Annotated in this window: 17 protein-coding genes and 1 pseudogene; 13 read left to right on the forward strand and 5 right to left on the reverse strand. The window is 42.7% G+C overall.

The genetic code is table 11. The annotated features are described in order from the left end of the window. Window positions 1-3 precede the first annotated feature (3 nt). Both V756_RS0103790 and V756_RS0103795 read left to right on the forward strand, forming a co-directional pair. Window positions 4-921 carry a sugar phosphate isomerase/epimerase family protein gene (locus V756_RS0103790; protein WP_024713497.1) on the forward strand — a complete coding sequence of 306 codons (918 nt, stop codon included), beginning with the start codon at window positions 4-6 and terminating at the stop codon, window positions 919-921. Beyond that, entirely contained in the window at window positions 899-2,131 is a 1,233-nt protein-coding gene (locus V756_RS0103795; protein ID WP_032681704.1) for an MFS transporter, read from the forward strand. Before V756_RS0103790 ends, V756_RS0103795 begins: the two co-directional genes overlap by 23 nt. Window positions 2,132-2,176: 45 nt before the next feature. Here V756_RS0103795 and V756_RS0103800 read toward each other — a convergent pair whose 3' ends face one another. Further along, window positions 2,177-2,644 carry a GNAT family N-acetyltransferase gene (locus V756_RS0103800; protein ID WP_081719763.1) on the reverse strand — a complete coding sequence of 156 codons (468 nt, stop codon included), beginning with the start codon at window positions 2,642-2,644 and terminating at the stop codon, window positions 2,177-2,179. Between the two features lie 119 nt (window positions 2,645-2,763). Between V756_RS0103800 and V756_RS0103805 the strand changes: the two genes are divergently transcribed. Then, window positions 2,764-4,581 carry a zinc ribbon domain-containing protein YvbJ gene (locus tag V756_RS0103805; RefSeq protein WP_024713500.1) on the forward strand — a complete coding sequence of 606 codons (1,818 nt, stop codon included), beginning with the start codon at window positions 2,764-2,766 and terminating at the stop codon, window positions 4,579-4,581. A 40-nt stretch (window positions 4,582-4,621) separates the two neighbouring features. Here V756_RS0103805 and V756_RS0103810 read toward each other — a convergent pair whose 3' ends face one another. After that, window positions 4,622-5,320, reverse strand: a complete 699-nt coding sequence (locus tag V756_RS0103810; protein ID WP_024713501.1) for a zinc ribbon domain-containing protein — start codon at window positions 5,318-5,320, stop codon at window positions 4,622-4,624. A gap of 341 nt (window positions 5,321-5,661) precedes the next feature. On the opposite strand from V756_RS0103810, the gene V756_RS0103815 reads away from it, so the two are divergent. Then, window positions 5,662-6,297, forward strand: a complete 636-nt coding sequence (locus V756_RS0103815) for an NAAT family transporter (RefSeq protein ID WP_081719764.1) — start codon at window positions 5,662-5,664, stop codon at window positions 6,295-6,297. 18 nt (window positions 6,298-6,315) lie between these two features. Here the strand turns inward: V756_RS0103815 and opcR are convergent, their stop codons facing one another. Further along, a complete protein-coding gene (opcR, locus tag V756_RS0103820; protein WP_024713503.1) occupies window positions 6,316-6,873 on the reverse strand; it encodes an opuC operon transcriptional regulator OpcR in 558 nt (185 codons plus the stop codon). Window positions 6,874-7,136: 263 nt separating this feature from the next. Between opcR and opuCA the strand changes: the two genes are divergently transcribed. From opuCA to opuCD, 4 genes are read left to right on the forward strand one after another with little or no spacing between them, the layout of a single operon-like run. After that, window positions 7,137-8,276, forward strand: a complete 1,140-nt coding sequence (opuCA, locus tag V756_RS0103825) for an osmoprotectant ABC transporter ATP-binding protein OpuCA (RefSeq protein ID WP_024713504.1) — start codon at window positions 7,137-7,139, stop codon at window positions 8,274-8,276. Window positions 8,277-8,298: 22 nt separating this feature from the next. Further along, window positions 8,299-8,952, forward strand: coding sequence for a glycine betaine/carnitine/choline/choline sulfate ABC transporter permease OpuCB (gene opuCB / locus V756_RS0103830; RefSeq protein WP_024713505.1), 654 nt, complete (start codon window positions 8,299-8,301; stop codon window positions 8,950-8,952). A 13-nt stretch (window positions 8,953-8,965) separates the two neighbouring features. Beyond that, window positions 8,966-9,883 (forward strand): osmoprotectant ABC transporter substrate-binding lipoprotein OpuCC, encoded by a 918-nt coding sequence (gene opuCC / locus V756_RS0103835; protein WP_024713506.1) that lies wholly within the window; start codon window positions 8,966-8,968, stop codon window positions 9,881-9,883. Between the two features lie 17 nt (window positions 9,884-9,900). Further along, a complete protein-coding gene (gene opuCD, locus V756_RS0103840) occupies window positions 9,901-10,569 on the forward strand; it encodes a glycine betaine/carnitine/choline/choline sulfate ABC transporter permease OpuCD (protein WP_024713507.1) in 669 nt (222 codons plus the stop codon). A gap of 33 nt (window positions 10,570-10,602) precedes the next feature. On the opposite strand, the gene V756_RS0103845 is transcribed toward opuCD, so the two are convergent. After that, window positions 10,603-11,136, reverse strand: a complete 534-nt coding sequence (locus tag V756_RS0103845) for a GbsR/MarR family transcriptional regulator (protein ID WP_024713508.1) — start codon at window positions 11,134-11,136, stop codon at window positions 10,603-10,605. Window positions 11,137-11,420: 284 nt separating this feature from the next. Here V756_RS0103845 and opuBA point away from each other — a divergent pair. The 4 genes and pseudogenes from opuBA to opuBD all read left to right on the forward strand — a co-directional run bounded on the left by opuBA (window position 11,421) and on the right by opuBD (window position 14,820). Continuing rightward, window positions 11,421-12,565, forward strand: a pseudogene (gene opuBA, locus V756_RS01000000121805) (choline ABC transporter ATP-binding protein OpuBA). Window positions 12,566-12,579: 14 nt separating this feature from the next. Further along, window positions 12,580-13,233 carry a choline ABC transporter permease OpuBB gene (opuBB, locus tag V756_RS0103860; RefSeq protein WP_024713509.1) on the forward strand — a complete coding sequence of 218 codons (654 nt, stop codon included), beginning with the start codon at window positions 12,580-12,582 and terminating at the stop codon, window positions 13,231-13,233. Between the two features lie 11 nt (window positions 13,234-13,244). Then, a complete protein-coding gene (gene opuBC, locus V756_RS0103865) occupies window positions 13,245-14,165 on the forward strand; it encodes a choline ABC transporter substrate-binding lipoprotein OpuBC (protein WP_024713510.1) in 921 nt (306 codons plus the stop codon). Window positions 14,166-14,181: 16 nt separating this feature from the next. Beyond that, entirely contained in the window at window positions 14,182-14,820 is a 639-nt protein-coding gene (gene opuBD / locus V756_RS0103870; RefSeq protein ID WP_024713511.1) for a choline ABC transporter permease OpuBD, read from the forward strand. A gap of 54 nt (window positions 14,821-14,874) precedes the next feature. On the opposite strand, the gene V756_RS01000000121810 is transcribed toward opuBD, so the two are convergent. Then, window positions 14,875-15,861, reverse strand: coding sequence for a S8 family serine peptidase (locus V756_RS01000000121810; protein ID WP_255210011.1), 987 nt, complete (start codon window positions 15,859-15,861; stop codon window positions 14,875-14,877). 103 nt (window positions 15,862-15,964) lie between these two features. Between V756_RS01000000121810 and V756_RS0103880 the strand changes: the two genes are divergently transcribed. Next, window positions 15,965-16,675 carry a hypothetical protein gene (locus tag V756_RS0103880; RefSeq protein ID WP_024713513.1) on the forward strand — a complete coding sequence of 237 codons (711 nt, stop codon included), beginning with the start codon at window positions 15,965-15,967 and terminating at the stop codon, window positions 16,673-16,675. Window positions 16,676-16,683: the final 8 nt, after the last annotated feature.

The raw sequence follows: 16,683 nt of genomic DNA on the forward strand, positions 1-16,683 counted from the left end.
CGGATGATTGCGCAAATACCGTTTTTCGGGTTAGACCCGAAGCAAATCGATAAAAAGTGGGTCGAAGCAGGATACGGTCTTGAAGCCAACATCTTCGACGGAAAATCGTTTGAAGAAACCGATTATGTGAAAACTTTTAAGCGGGCACTTGATTACACAAAACAGCTTGAGCCGTCATTATTAACGCTTCATTTTCCCACCGACAATGCGGATTATGTTCACAAAGCGCATATAAAGGACCGTCTGCTGCAATTTGCAGAGCTTGCGGATATGTACGGCGCTAAGGGCATCACTGTTCATGCCAATCAATTTATGTCCGTTGAAGAATTCCAAGGCTATGATTTAGAAGGAAACCGTAGAAAAGTCATTGAATTTTTTGCTGCGTTTGATGATGAACTGAAGGGCACGGATATATGGATTGGAGTCGAAAATCTGCCGATTATCGGGAATTTGGGCGAAGACTTTGACCCGATATTTATTTATCCTGAGGATTTTGAGGAACTGATTCAGCTCGGATTAAAACATGTCGGCATTACATGGGATCTGTGTCATTGGGCCATTACCTATCAGACACATCTGTCATCATCACTTATGTTCAGGGATGAAAAACTGAGATACCCTGATTTTTTTCAGTTTCTTAGCTTACAGGAAAGCATAAAACATTATCATTTCAGTTCGTTTCGCCAGCTAGCCTTCCCGCATGGCGATGTCCGCTGTTTTGAAGGGCGCCATCCTGCGGAGGGAACGATTAATGAATCGTTGCTCAGACAAGCGGCGGAGATGTTAAAGGAAATACATCGCGATGACGGCACGGGTATCGTATTTGAAGTGATGGAAGAGGACTATACACAAAGAAAAGAATCATGGAGAACATTAGAATGGTTCGGCGGTGCTTCTGATGAAGATCAAAAAACGACGTGATTCGGCATATCGAACACCAAATTATGCAAAGCTTTGGTCTGCACAAGTATTTTCTTCTGCGGCGGATGGCGTCTGGCTTATTGCGCTTCCGCTCCTTGTGCTCGATTTGACCGGAAGCAAAATATTAGTCGGAGTGATTTCTTTTATCGAGCTTGTTCCCCTGACCTTCGGAATGTTTACAGGTCCCTTAATTGATTCTTTACGAAAAAAATCGATATTGTATTTGTGTAATACCGGAAGGGCAGTCATCATGATTCTTTTGGCAGTCCTTAGCGCGAACGGTTTGTTAACTGTATGGATCATTGGTGTATGCGCATTTTGTTTATCGCTGCAATCAATGCTCTTTTCCCCGGCGAAAGTGGCGCTTATTCCGCTGCTTGTCCCTCAGAAACATCTCGATCAAGCAACTTCTTTAATCAATACAAGCGAGCTTATTGGCCTGATCGTTGGAAAGCTGATCAGCGGCGTTTTGATTGCGGCGATTCCGTTTGGGCTGCTGTTTTTCATTAATGGGACCGCATTTTTTGTATCCGCTGTATTTATTGCTTTTATTCGAATTTCAGAATCTGCCGGCCTAAAAAGCAAAGGGGCAGAAGCCCTTAAGACAGGGTACAGAATGCTGAAAAGCAACTCATCTTGGATGACTGCTGTCGGTTATTTTTTTATCGTGAATCTTGTCATTGCCGGGTTTATTTCTGTAATGGGGCCGATTCTTGCAGTGGAACGTTTTCATGAGAACTATTCCGTATGGTTCGCCATCATGTATTCAATGTTTCAGGGCGGGATGCTCTTAGGGAATCTGGCTGTATTTTTCAAGTGGAATACCAAGCGGCTAGAACGGCTCTATCCCAGAACGTTAACAGCGGTAGGACTGCTCATGATGTTTTTGTTTTTTTCGCTTAACGGGCTGGAATGCGTCATTTTTTTAGTGCTGGGCGTCATCATTTCCTATATTGATGTGCAAACGGTTCTGTATTTTCAAAAGACAGTTCCGACTGAATACTTCGGGAGGATATTCGCGCTTATTTTTTCTATCGTAAAGATGGGAGAACCTCTATCAGCAGCTGCTTATACAGTGCTTCTTGTGGTTATGGACGCTGATTATATTTTTCTGGCTGTCGGTCTGACCCTCACGCTTACTTTTTTCATACTGTCAGTGAGACAAGGAATGCAGAGAGATGCCGGAAAAAAAGCGAATCAGTATTTTTAATTTCAATAGAAAAGAGCTGCCGATGATCATACGGCAGCTCTTTTATTAAAGATCCAAATACAGCCTTACCATATCGCGGCATTGAATTCCGTTTTCAAAAATGTCCTCATCATAATGTCTGACAAAGAAATCGTGGTCAATCGCCTGAAGGCGGAATCCGCATTTTTGGTAGAGAGACAGCTGATGAATGCTGGAATTCCCCGTGCCGATTTCAATCGTATCCGCACCCAGCTCCTTTGCCTTTTCGATGGCGTCTCGTACAAGCTGTTTGCCAAAGCCCTTCTTCTGAAGAGATTCTTTTACGGCAATATTTACAATTTCAACTGTTTGCGGCCTTGTTTTCAGCAATACATAAACACCTGCAAGCTCATCACCGGACCAAGCCGTGTAACATTCTCCTCTCTCAAGATATTCGTCTACAATGTCTTTGGAAGGATCGGCGAGCAGCAATAAGTCGTATAATTCGTCATTTGTTTTTTTAGCTAATTGAACCCTAAGCTTTTGCATATTCATTCCACCTTTTTAGTCTGATAGACATTTAATTTTTTCATTCGTTCCCAATTTCACTCTGTTTTATTATAAAATATGAAAAGCAGTAAATGTCATCAAAATAGTAGAATAGGAGGAAAGTCATGTTTTTTTGTAAATATTGCGGCTCTCAAAATAATGAAGGAGCCAAGTTTTGTAAAGAATGCGGCACCCCGATCGGAGGGGGCAGCAGACAGGCAAATCAAGAAACAGCAAGCACTGCTGAATCGAGGCAGGTTCCGCGAAAACCCATCCCTAAGAAAACCATCATTTTATGGAGCAGCATTGCCGCAGCGTGCGTTATATTATTCGCTGCATATAAAACCGGGGCGTACTTTACGTCAAAGGATAGGTTAGTCAACAAATTTGAAGAGGCTGTAAAGAATGAGGATAAAGAGCAAATCGCCTCTCTCCTTACGCCGGTAAATGACAAACTTAAGCTGACTAAAAATAATGTAAAACCGTTTCTTACATATTTGAAGGATCACCCGGACAAAAAAGATGAGCTATTTGCATCGCTGCGTGCTGAAACAGCCCAAAAGGATATCGTATACGCGGAGAAAGACGGAAAAAGCTTGCTCGTATTTGATCATTATGATTTAAAGGTAGCACCTGTTTATTTTGAAGTAAGCAGCAATTATAAAAATACCGATCTATATGTCAATAAAGAGGAAGCCGGATCTATAAAGAAAGCGGATCAAGCACAAACTCTCGGACCATATATTCCCGGCGAATATACAGTCTCAGCCAAACTGAAAAACGATGTCGTCGATCTTGTGAAAAAGGAAGACATTCAAGCGGTTGGCGATAACAGCTTTCGTGTTGATCTCTCATTGGAAGCGGACAATGTCACATTCAGCTTAGCGGATGACATTAAGAGCGGGAAGGGAGAGTTGCTGATTAATGGCAAGTCGATTCATAAAGATCCGTTCAAAACTTTTACATACGGCCCTCTTTTGACTGATGGCAGTATGACGGCGACTGTGAAAGCTGATTTTCCATGGGGAAAGCAAATGACCGATGCAATGCCAATTACAGGTAGTAACATGAAGATGAGATTAGTTCCCGATAAAGAAACAAAAGAAAACATCATAGAAACTATTAATAAGGCGACTGAGCAATACACGGCTGCCTTCTCCAATGGGAAAACCGAACAGATGACAAAAGCTGTATCCGATGTTAAAGCTCAAACGAAAAAACAAATTTCAGAGATGAAGAGCAATCATATGTATTATAAGGATAAATATATAGAAACAGATTACGATCTTGATTCATTTGCTATTTCACAAAGTGACAAGGGACAATGGATTGTTTCAGTGAACGGAAATGAACTTCACGAATCAGCTTATTTTGATGATTATACAGAACCTGAGATGAAACAAGAACATACAGCTTATCGTTATTATTTGTCGTATGATAAAAAACAAAAAGAATGGAAGCTTGAGAGTGCGGAGACCACTTCTGATTCCATAGGAGACCATATAAAAACTCTAAAAAATGAAAATCCTAAAATATACACCTCCGCTTGGGCGTCATCAAAGTCATCAAATGAGTCCAGAGTTAATTCCGACACACTTACAAAAGAGCAAGTGACATCATTTATGGTTAATTATCTGACAAATCAATCAAGCGCTGTGAGTTTAAATGAATTTGCAGTGATGGAAGGTAATTTGGAAAAAGGAAGCACATTATATGCTGATCAGCAGAAACTAGTTAAGAAATTGTATAGTGAGGGGACGACTGAAGTATTTATTGATGTAGAGGTCAAAAGCTTTAGTCAAAGCGGCTCGAATATCACAATTAAAACATACGAAGAATTCGAAATCACAAAATCAGGCGGCAGTCCAAAGCTCAGAACGTATAATTGGACCTATACCGGCGTAGTGAAAAACAAAAGAATTTACTTAACCTCAATTCAATAAAAACAACCCCCATCACCAGCAGGTGATGGGGGTTGTTTTTTTAAAAGAGCATATAACGGAAAATCTCTTTGACATAGTGTTCGATAATGAGCTGAAATGTAACGCAGATGATCAAATAAATCACAATTGTTGAGTAAATGATATCAAATTTTCCTTTATATGAATGCTGGTAACTGCTCAGCATCGCAGGAGGAATGGCAAAGAATGCACCGATTAAACCAACCGCTAATATGGTAAAGCAAATGTCTGTATGTAATAAAAAGAAGAAAAGGGCAAGAATCAAAATAACCGTAAACGGTATGAGAAACGCTCCGAATCTGGAGAATGAATCCTTAAAAGAAACTTGGTTTCCCGCGATTTTTAAGGCGAAAAAGATTAATGCATGCAAACCAAATAGAAATAAAATAAAATAAATGGTTGGCTCTAAGAAGACTGCTGTAAAGCTTACGCTTCCGGGACCATCTGAAAAAAGAATATAAAACATCAAAGGGGTCAGCAAACTGAAAAGAACCAACGTGATGATCGCGCTGATCAGCTGTTCTCCGCCTGTTGTTTTACACTCCTGATAAGGGCGTTTCAGGACGGCCAAGACAAATGAACCAAACTGCTTTGCCGCTTGCTTTGCAGCAGCTCCGGTTTGCGCTGCCTGCTGCTGGCCTGATTGACCAGGGAGCGGCGATCCGCATTTCTCACAAAACTTTCCGCCATCTGTTTGATGGCCGCATTGAGGACAATACATAAAATAACTCCTTTACCTGTGTTATAGGGAAAATAGACTAATAGTTTTATTATAAAAGAAAAAAGTTGTAAAGTAACCAATATTCATACAAAAATGCCGCATAAAAAAGACACGAGTTCCATTTCAGCCGTGTCTTTTGTTATGGTCGTCATTTTCCGATATCAGAAAAACCCGGTATATCTGCTGTCATTTTTTAAACACTTCTGTATCCATCTTCCTGTCCAACTTATCACTCCCATTGCAGTATGGAGAGGCTATCAGCGTTTATAGAGAAATCATTTCCGGGTAAAGGGAGAAGAATATTTCTTTATCCTGTGCAAACACTAACAACAAGGAGGTTTATGATGTTCTCATTCATCGTTCATGTCTTCATTTCTTTATTTGCAGTATCCAATCCGATCGGAAACGTACCGATCTTTCTGACGCTGACTGAGGGCTATTCAGCTGCGGAAAGAAAATCGATTGCCCGGAAAGCATCGATTTTATCCTTTTTTATTTTGGCGGCTTTTTTGGTTTTCGGCCATCTGATCTTTAAACTGTTTGATATCAATATTCACGCGCTTCGGGTGGCGGGCGGTATATTCATTTTCGGCATTGCCTATAATCTATTGAATGCGAAACAGTCGCACGTGCAGTCTCTTCATCATGATGAACATAGGGAAAGCAAGGAAAAAGCGGATATTTCAGTCACACCTTTATCCATTCCGATTATTGCCGGGCCCGGAACGATTGCAACAGTGATGAGCCTTTCCGCCGGACATGGCGGCATTGGTCATTATGCGGCTGTCTTGATTGGCATAGCTGCTGTTATTGTCCTGACCTTTCTCTTTTTCCACTATTCTTCTTTCATCAGCAGCAAACTCGGGAAAACCGAGATGAACGTGATTACCAGACTGATGGGATTAATCTTAGCCGTAGTTGCGGTCGGAATGATCGGTGCCGGACTGAATGGCATGTTTCCGATCTTAAAATCATAATGCAAAAAAGTAGCTCCCTTATTTTAGAGAGCTGCTTTCTTTTGTTTTCGGCACATACTGAAAGATTTCCTCACTCTCAAAAAATTCAATCAGCCTGCTCAGCCAGTCATAGTAATGAAGCCATTCTTTTAATTCATTCAGCAGCTGATTGACCCGCTCTTCCGCTTCCGGGGTAAGCCCGTCCCTTTGTAAAAGATCAGTCAGCTCCCGGTTTAATTTTTTATACAGCACTTTGTTTTTGTTCACGGCCTTTGTCCAATTCGCCGCAAATAAAGAAATGAAGGTTTGATAATAATCCTGCTCGACGTCATAAAGGTCTTTTCGTACGCCCTTTTCAAACACCTTTTCGGCAATATTGGCGTCGATCATTTCACGGACAACCTGGCTCATCCGTGTTTTACTCATCCCCGTTGCCTCAGAGAGCTCGCTTAATGTCATCGGTTTTCGATTCATATAAATAATTCCAAGCACACGCCCGACAGTCGAAGGCATTCCAAACGTATGCATATTTTCGGCAATCTTCTCAATGAGATGCTCTTCAGCATGTTCAATGATGTCGAGAGCAGTTTTTTCCACACCGGATCATCCCTTCAAATGGAAATTGATGGTGTCAATATATCATATTCCTGCCAGTTGTTGAAAATAGCAGAATGTGGAGGAAGAGGGAGGTATCCGGCGTAATTGTAAGAACACCCTTTCTGTCTTAGTCATAACAATATATAACCTGTAAATAACATATAATTTCAACACATTGTAAACTTTTTATTTTATAAAGTTCAAACTATAATAAAGATTATACTTTTCAGAAAATTTAAAGGAAACCTGCGGAGGTGCACGGATTGCTGAAATTGGAGCAAGTGTCAAAAGTATATAAAGGCGGCAAAAAAGCTGTGAACAGCATTGATTTAGATATTGCCAAGGGTGAATTTATCTGTTTTATCGGCCCGAGCGGCTGCGGAAAAACGACGACGATGAAAATGATTAACAGATTGATTGAGCCATCGTCAGGAAAGATCTTTATCGACGGAGAAAATATTATTGAACAGGACCCGGTTGAGCTGAGGAGAAAAATCGGCTATGTCATTCAGCAAATTGGTTTGTTCCCCCATATGACCATCCAGCAGAACATCTCACTCGTGCCTAAACTGCTGAAATGGCCTGAAGACAAACGGAAAGAACGGGCGCGAGAGCTGTTAAAGCTTGTGGATATGGGCCCGGAATATTTAGACCGTTATCCCCATGAGCTCAGCGGCGGACAGCAGCAAAGAATCGGCGTGCTGCGCGCACTGGCCGCGGAACCCCCTCTCATTTTAATGGATGAACCGTTCGGAGCGCTTGATCCGATTACGCGGGATTCCCTTCAGGAAGAATTCAAAAAACTGCAGAGAACCTTACACAAAACGATTGTGTTTGTAACGCACGATATGGATGAAGCGATTAAGCTTGCGGACCGGATTGTGATTTTAAAAGCGGGAGAAATCGTTCAAGTCGGCACACCTGATGAGATTCTCAGGAATCCGGCAAATGAATTTGTTGAAGAATTTATCGGGAAAGAGCGTCTGATCCAGTCAAGACCGGATATCGAGCGGGTTGAGCAAATGATGAACAGAACACCTGTGACGGTATCGGCGGACAAAACGCTTTCTCAGGCGATTCAGCTGATGAGAGAAAAACGTGTCGACTCGCTGCTCGTTGTGGACCGGCAAAATGTGCTGATGGGCTACGTTGATGTGGAAATGATTGATCAAAACCGCAAAAAAGCGAGCATCGTTGGCGATGTATACCGCTCGGATATATATACCGTGCAAAAAGGAGCGCTTCTTCGCGATACGGTCCGGAAAATCTTAAAGCAGGGAATGAAGTATGTTCCTGTGGTGGATGAGGAGAACCGTTTAGCAGGAATTGTGACGAGAGCGAGCCTTGTTGATATCGTATACGATTCCATATGGGGCGAAGAAGACCAGCTCATGACGATCTGACCAGGGGAGGGGCTCTTTTAAGATGAATCAAATGATGACTTTTTTGCAAACAAACGGCGGAGAGCTGCTGTATAAAACAGGAGAGCATTTATATATTTCACTCATAGCCGTTGTATTGGGCATTATTGTCGCCGTGCCGCTCGGCGTCGCTCTCACTAGAATGAAAAAAGGCGCAGGCGCGATAATAGGCGTCGCAAACATTGTGCAAACCCTGCCGAGTCTGGCGATTTTAGCCTTTTTTATTCCGCTTCTCGGTGTAGGAAAAGTGCCTGCGATTGTCGCTTTATTTTTCTATTCGGTGCTGCCGATCCTGCGCAATACGTACACCGGTATCAAAGGGGTCAACAAAAATCTGCTGGAATCGGGCAAAGGGATTGGCATGACCGGCTGGGAGCAGATTCGGCTCGTCGAAATCCCGCTGGCGATTCCGATCATTATGGCGGGAATCCGCACGTCAACCATTTATTTAATCGGCTGGGCGACACTGGCGTCGTTTATCGGGGGCGGCGGTCTCGGGGATTATATTTTTATTGGCCTGAACCTGTATCAGCCTGAATATATTATCGGCGGCGCCGTGCCGGTCACCATTCTGGCCATTATCATTGATTACGTGCTGGCCGTGACAGAACGAAAGGTGACGCCGAAAGGATTGCAAGGGATGAAGGAAGTTTCGTAAGGAGTTGGCTCTTTTGAAAACGAAAAAAATCAAATGGCTTGGCGCGTTCGCGCTCGTCTTTGTCTTGCTGCTCGGCGGCTGTTCTCTGCCGGGACTGGGCGGCGCATCAGACGATACAATCAAAATCGGGGCGCAAAGCATGACAGAATCAGAAATTGTAGCGAATATGATCGCGCAGCTTATTGAACATGATACCGATTTAAATACGGCTTTAGTCAAAAACCTCGGCTCAAACTATGTTCAGCACCAAGCGATGCTCGGCGGAGATATTGATATTTCTGCCACACGTTATTCCGGGACGGATTTAACAAGCACCCTCGGCAAGGAAGCGGAGAAAAATCCGAAAAAAGCGCTGAACATTGTGCAGAATGAATTTGAAAAACGCTTTTCCTATAAATGGTTTGATTCCTACGGATTTGATAACACATATGCCTTTACCGTGACAAAAAAGTTTGCGGAAAAGGAGCATATCAGCACCGTATCTGACCTGAAGAAAAACGCTTCCGAATATAAACTGGGCGTCGACAATGCCTGGCTGAAACGGAAAGGCGACGGATATAAAGGCTTTGTCAGCACGTATGGATTTGAGTTCGGCACAACCTATCCGATGCAGATCGGGCTTGTCTATGACGCAGTCAAAAATGGAAAAATGGACGCCGTTCTTGCTTATTCAACAGATGGACGGATTAAAGCCTATGATCTGAAAATCTTAAAAGACGATAAGAGGTTTTTCCCGCCGTATGACTGCTCACCGGTGATTCCGGAAAAGGTGCTTAAGGAACATCCGGAGCTTGAAGGCGTGATCAATAAGCTGATTGGTCAAATCGATACGGAAACGATGCAGGAGCTGAACTATGAGGTGGATGGCAAGCTGAAGGAGCCATCTGTCGTAGCGAAGGAATTTTTAGAGAAACACCATTATTTTGACTAAGAAAAGAGGCGGATCATATGGACGTAATACAGCAGCTTGGCACTTACTATTCGCAAAACGGCGGTTACGTGCTGCAGGAGTTTTACCGTCATTTTCTGATGTCGGTGTACGGCGTTTTGTTTGCCGCCATTGTTGGGGTTCCGCTCGGCATCCTGATAGCCAGGTACAGAAGATTAAGCGGATGGATTTTTGCGGTGACGAATGTCATTCAGACCATCCCGGCTCTCGCCATGCTCGCCGTACTGATGCTCGTCATGGGGCTGGGTGCTAATACGGTGATATTGTCATTATTTCTGTATTCTCTTCTGCCGATTATCAGAAATACGTATACAGGCATTATCAGCATTGAACACGCCTATCTGGAATCCGGAAAAGCGATGGGAATGACAAAATTTCAAGTGCTGCGGATGGTTGAGCTTCCGCTTGCGCTTTCTGTCATCATGGCGGGCCTTCGCACCGCGCTTGTCATCTCCATCGGCATTACGGCCATCGGGACATTTGTTGGCGCAGGCGGACTTGGGGATATCATCGTCAGGGGATCAAACGCAACAAACGGCACCGCGATTATATTAGCGGGTGCCATCCCCACGGCCCTGATGGCAGTGGTTGCCGATTTGGTGATGGGCTGGCTGGAACGCGTGTTAAGCCCAATTAAAAAGAAGAAAAAATTGGCCGGCGCCGCATAAGAAAAAACGCCTTGTTTATGACAGGGCGTTTTTTTACGGCTTCGGCACATATTTAAAAATCTCTTCGCTCTCAAAAAACTCAATCAAACGGCTGAGCCAATGATAATAATCAAGCCACTCCTTTAGTTCCTTCAGCAGCTCATTCACTTTTTCTTCAGCTTCAGGAGTAAGCTCTTCTTCTAAGATGCTGAGCAGCTCCCGATTGAGTTTTTTATGCATCATTTTGTTTTTGCTGACGACTTTGCCCCAAGTGGCTGAAAACAGCGTGATAAACGTTTGGTAGTAATCCTGCTCAACCTCATATAAATCTTTTCGCACGCCCTTTTCGAATACTTTCTCGGCGATGTTGGCATCTAGCATTTCCCGCACAACTTGGCTCATGCGAGTTTTGCTCATGCCGGTCGCTTCAGACAATTCAGCCAGCGTCATCGGTTTTCGATTCATATAAATAATGCCCAGCACACGTCCAACCGTAGAGGGCATTCCAAATGCATGCATGTTTTCTGCGATTCGTTCTATTAAATGGTCCTCAGCTTGTTCAATGATCGTTAACGGATCTTTCTCCAACGGTTTCAATCCTTTCAGCTAACAATTCCGATGTCAATATACCACATTTTTGATGCGACGGAAATGCTGTAATATGAGAATTTGGCAGGAAACGGGAGCAATAAGGAGATCATTACAGGTCAATGCGGGTAAATCATCGTTTATACATACTTTATAAAAAATATGAACAAATTGTAAACTTTTTAATTTATAAACTTTATTCTATAATGGGAAGCATTCAATTGTCTGAAAAATTAAATATAAACTGAACAAATTGAATAAACTTAACTTTGGAGGTGCGATGTTTGCTGACATTAGAAAATGTCTCGAAAACATACAAGGGCGGAAAAGAAGCCGTGAACAATGTGAATCTTAAGATTGAAAAAGGCGAATTTATCTGTTTTATCGGCCCGAGCGGCTGCGGAAAAACGACAACAATGAAATGATTAACCGATTAATCGAGCCTTCCGCCGGCAAGATTTTCATTGACGGCGAAAACATCATGGAACAGGATCCCGTTGAGCTGAGGCGTAAGATCGGCTATGTCATTCAGCAGATCGGCCTGTTCCCCCATATGACCATTCAGCAGAACATCTCTCTCGTGCCGAAACTGCTGAAATGGCCGGAGCACAGGCGGAAAGAGCGGGCGCGTGAGCTTCTGAAATTGGTTGATATGGGGCCTGAATATTTAGACCGTTACCCTCATGAATTAAGCGGGGGGCAGCAGCAGCGAATTGGTGTATTACGGGCACTTGCCGCAGAGCCGCCGCTTATCTTAATGGATGAACCGTTTGGGGCGCTCGACCCGATTACGAGGGATTCCCTTCAGGAAGAATTCAAAAAACTGCAAAAAACCTTACATAAAACCATCGTATTTGTTACCCACGATATGGATGAAGCCATTAAACTGGCAGACCGGATTGTGATTTTAAAAGCGGGAGAAATCGTTCAAGTCGGAACGCCAGATGATATTTTGAGAAATCCCGCGCACGAATTTGTTGAGGAATTTATCGGCAAGGAGCGGCTGATCCAGTCATCCAGCCCGGATGTGGAGCGGGTTGACCAGATTATGAACACACAGCCTGTGACGATCGCAGCGGATAAAACGCTTTCTGAAGCGATACAGCTCATGGGGCAAGAGCGTGTCGATTCACTGCTTGTCGTCGATGACGGACACATGCTGCAAGGCTATGTCGATGTTGAGATCATTGATCAATGCCGGAAAAAAGCGAATCTCGTAGGAGAGGTTTTACATCAAGATCTTTACACAGTATTGGGCGGCACACTGCTGCGCGACACGGTCCGTAAAATTTTAAAACGAGGTGTCAAATATGTCCCTGTGGTGGATGAAAATCGGCGTTTAATCGGAATTGTGACGAGAGCGAGTCTTGTCGACATCGTGTATGACTCTCTTTGGGGAGAAGAAAAGCAGCTTGCGGTGTTGTCATAGGGAGGCGGTCAGTAGTGAATCATATTGTGCAATTTTTGCAAAACAACGGAGGAGAGCTCCTTTACAAAACATATGAGCATATCACGATATCGCTCATTGCTGTCATTTTAGGCGTACTTGCTGCAGTGCCCCTTGGGGTTATGCTTACTAGAATGAAAAAGGGAGCCGGCACGATGATCGGCATCGTCAATATCATTCAGACGCTGCCGAGTCTGGCGATTCTCGCTTTCTTTATTCCGCTTCTCGGTGTCGGGAAGGTTCCGGCCATTGCGGCTTTGTTTTTTTATTCCGTATTGCCGATTCTCCGCAACACGTATACCGGGATTCGCGGCGTCAATAAAAATCTGCTTGAGTCTGGAAAAGGTATCGGAATGACACCGGCTGAACAAGTCCGCCTTGTGGAGCTGCCGCTTGCCGCGCCTGTTATTATGGCGGGAATCAGAACATCGACGATTTACTTAATCGGATGGGCCACGCTTGCTTCCTTTATCGGAGGCGGCGGATTGGGTGATTACATTTTTATCGGGCTGAATTTATATCAGCCGGAATATATCATCGGGGGTGCCGCTCCCGTTACGATATTGGCAATTGTGATTGATTATGTGCTGGCGGTGGCAGAGCGAAAACTGACACCTGCCGGCATGCAGAGATTGAAGGAAGTGTCATAAGGAGGCTGCTCATGAAAAGAACATATCTCAAATGGATGACCGGTTTAACGCTCGCAGCAATGCTGACGCTAAGCGGCTGTTCGCTTCCGGGGCTCAGCGCCGCTTCAGACCAGACCATTAAAATCGGCGCGCAAAGCATGAGCGAATCAGAAATCATCGCCAGCATGCTGGGCCAGCTGATTGAACACCATACTGATCTTAAAACAACAACCATTAAAAATCTCGGCTCCAACGCGGTGCAGCAGCAAGCCTTAATGAACGGGGAAATCGACATTGCAGCCACGAGATATACCGGCGACGCGCTGACGGGCACGCTGAGAATGGAGCCTGAAAAAGACCCGGACAAAGCGCTGGAGCTGACACAGCGGGAGTTTCAAAAAAGATACGAGTTAAAATGGTATGACTCCTACGGGTTTGATAATACGTATGCCTTTACGGTCAGCAAGAAGCTGGCAGATCAATATCATTTGGAAAACGTATCAGACGTTAAAAAATGGGCGCCGCAATTAAAGCTGGGTGTCGATAACTATTGGATGAAGCTCAAGGGAAACGGCTATCAGGATTTTACGAAAACCTACGGCATGACATTCGACGGTACGTATCCGATGCAGATCGGACTTGTGTATGACGCGGTGAAAAGCGGAAAAATGGACATTGTGCTTGCATATTCGACGGATGGAAGAATCAAGTCCTATGGTCTCAAAATGTTAAAGGATGATAAGCAGTTTTTCCCGCCGTACGACTGCTCGCCGGTTGTTCCGGAACAAGTGCTCAAAGAACATCCAGAGCTGGAGAGCATTATCCGGAAAATGATCGGGAAAATCGACACAGCGACGATGCAGGAGCTCAACTATGAAGTCGACGGCAACCTAAAAGAACCGTCAGTCGTTGCTAAAGAATATTTAGAAAAACATCATTACTTCGCATCGTGAAAGGGGGACGAAGGAAATGAACGTGCTTGAACAGTTAATGACATATTATGCGCAGAACGGCAGCTACGTCATAAGCGAATTTGGCCGCCACTTTCTCATGTCGGCTTACGGCGTCTTGTTTGCCGCTGTCGTCGGAGTTCCGGCCGGAATCCTCATTGCGCATTTTCGCCGCTTATCAGCATGGGTGTTCGCCGTAACAAATGTCATCCAGACCATCCCGGCGCTCGCCATGCTGGCGGTTTTAATGCTTGTTATGGGGCTCGGCGCAAACACTGTGATTGTATCATTATTTTTGTATTCCCTTCTGCCGATTATCCGAAACACGTACACAGGGATTGTCAGCATTGAACATGCTTACTTAGAATCGGGAAAAGCGATGGGCATGACGAAATTCCAAGTGCTTCGGATGGTTGAGCTCCCGCTCGCGCTTTCTGTCATCATGGCAGGCTTGCGCACGGCACTTGTCATCGCCATCGGAATTACAGCGATCGGCACATTTGTCGGCGCCGGCGGACTTGGGGACATGATCGTCCGCGGCTCAAATGCGACAAACGGAACAGCCATTATTCTGGCCGGCGCGATCCCGACTGCGGTGATGGCGGTAGGAGCTGATTTGCTTATGGCTTGGCTGGAGCGGACCTTGAAGGTGATATAGTAACTAGAGAAAGATAGAACATATGTAGAATTACAAAATTATATCTTCTTAATGTTAGGAGATATAATTTTTTTTAACTATAAATAGGAACAATAAGAAAATAGTTATGATACCAAAGATACAAAAAGTGATTTTTATTAATTCAGCATTATGTCTATGTTTAATTGCTTCTTCTAAGTCAAATATTCCGTAACCATATTCAAATCTTGATCCTTTGGAGTAGGCTGATTTTTTCACAGTGTTAATAATATCTTCATTAGTAATATTAAAATCTTCAAATTGAAATAGAAGAGCTAGTGCCCCACTTACATATGCATTAGAAACTGAAGTTCCGCTTGTTTTATAATAGTCACTATTAATTGAATAACTTTTTAAATTTTCTCCAGGGGCCATTATAGTTATTCCCTGCCCTTTACTTGAAGAAAATAAACGGTTATCATGTGAGTTTAATGCTCCCACTCCTATAACTTCATTAAATTTAGCTGGGTATGAAACAGTGTCTAGATTTGATATACCTTTATTGCCTACAGAAGAAGTAAGTATTATGCCTTTATTATAGGCTTTTTTTATGGCGGCATGAAGTTCTTTAGAATAAGAATCTCCACCTAAACTCATGGATATGATATCAACGTCATTTTTTATACTCCATTCAATCCCTTTTGTAATATTTGTATAATTCCCTTTAAGGTCTTTATTTAACACTTTAACAATGTATAGTTTTGCTTTCGGAGCAATGGCGTTAATTATACCGGTGTTATAAGTTCCATGTCCATTTAAGTCATTAACTGTGGTATTAGGCTCATTTACAAAAGATACGCTTTCTTCTATAGGAAGGGAATTCATTTTAGTGCTAATTCCTGAATCTAAAATTGCTATCGATACCCCTTCCCCATCTAACTTATACTTGTTTTTAATTTTTTGGATATCTTTAAATTGTTGTGATATATCATTAGAAGCTGCATTTAAGTTGTTACATGGGAATAAGGTGATAAAAATTATCATAAGCAAAAAGAATAAATAATTCGTGATATTAGGTCTCAACATTTATATCTCCTTTAATTATGAAAATTAACCAAAAAATAGTTGAAGGAAAAATTCAATGTGGTAATATATGCTTATCAATATATTATCTTAGGAGGAAGAAATGAACAAGAATGTAATTAAAAAAAGTAGAAAGTTAGTTTTTCTATTAACAGCATTTGTTATGTTTTTTACTGCTACAGGTACGGTTTTTGCTGAGCAAATCAATGATCAGAGCTTTAAAGACGTTACTGATTTAGAAAACAATACAACTTTATCAGATGAAGAATTGCTAAATCTAGATGTATCGGATATGATTGATGATAAAAAAGTGGTAAACTATGTTGCAGATACCGAAAAAGAGATTACTGAACTAGAAGTCAAAAATACTGAATCGGTTTTAGAAAAGACAATCGATGAAAAAGATATCAAAATTGATGATGAAACGTTTGCTTACATAGATGAAATTAACCCTGAAATAGATACTAGTGTCCTAGATCAAATGGATCAAGAAATAGATGAACAACAAAGTTCAGAAAAGGTAGAAGGCCAATGGTTTGGCCCAGCTGTCAGAGTATTAATAGCAATGTCTTCATCTATGTTTAAAAAATATGGTTTTAAATTTATAAAGGTTTCTTACCATCTAGGATTAAGAATGTATCAAAGAGGAATTTCACCTACCAAAGTGTTTATGGCAGTAAAAAAGGGTAAAAAATATTATGATCCTAAATATAAATCAACCGTATATTACTATAAAGGTGTTGCAGTCGCTAGAAAAGGTAATACTTTAACTACTACTTATAAATCTGCGAAGCCTAAAAAACGTTGGAGATAGGGTGGTAT

This window comes from Bacillus tequilensis KCTC 13622, from assembly GCF_000507145.1.
GTDB lineage: Bacteria > Bacillota > Bacilli > Bacillales > Bacillaceae > Bacillus > Bacillus tequilensis.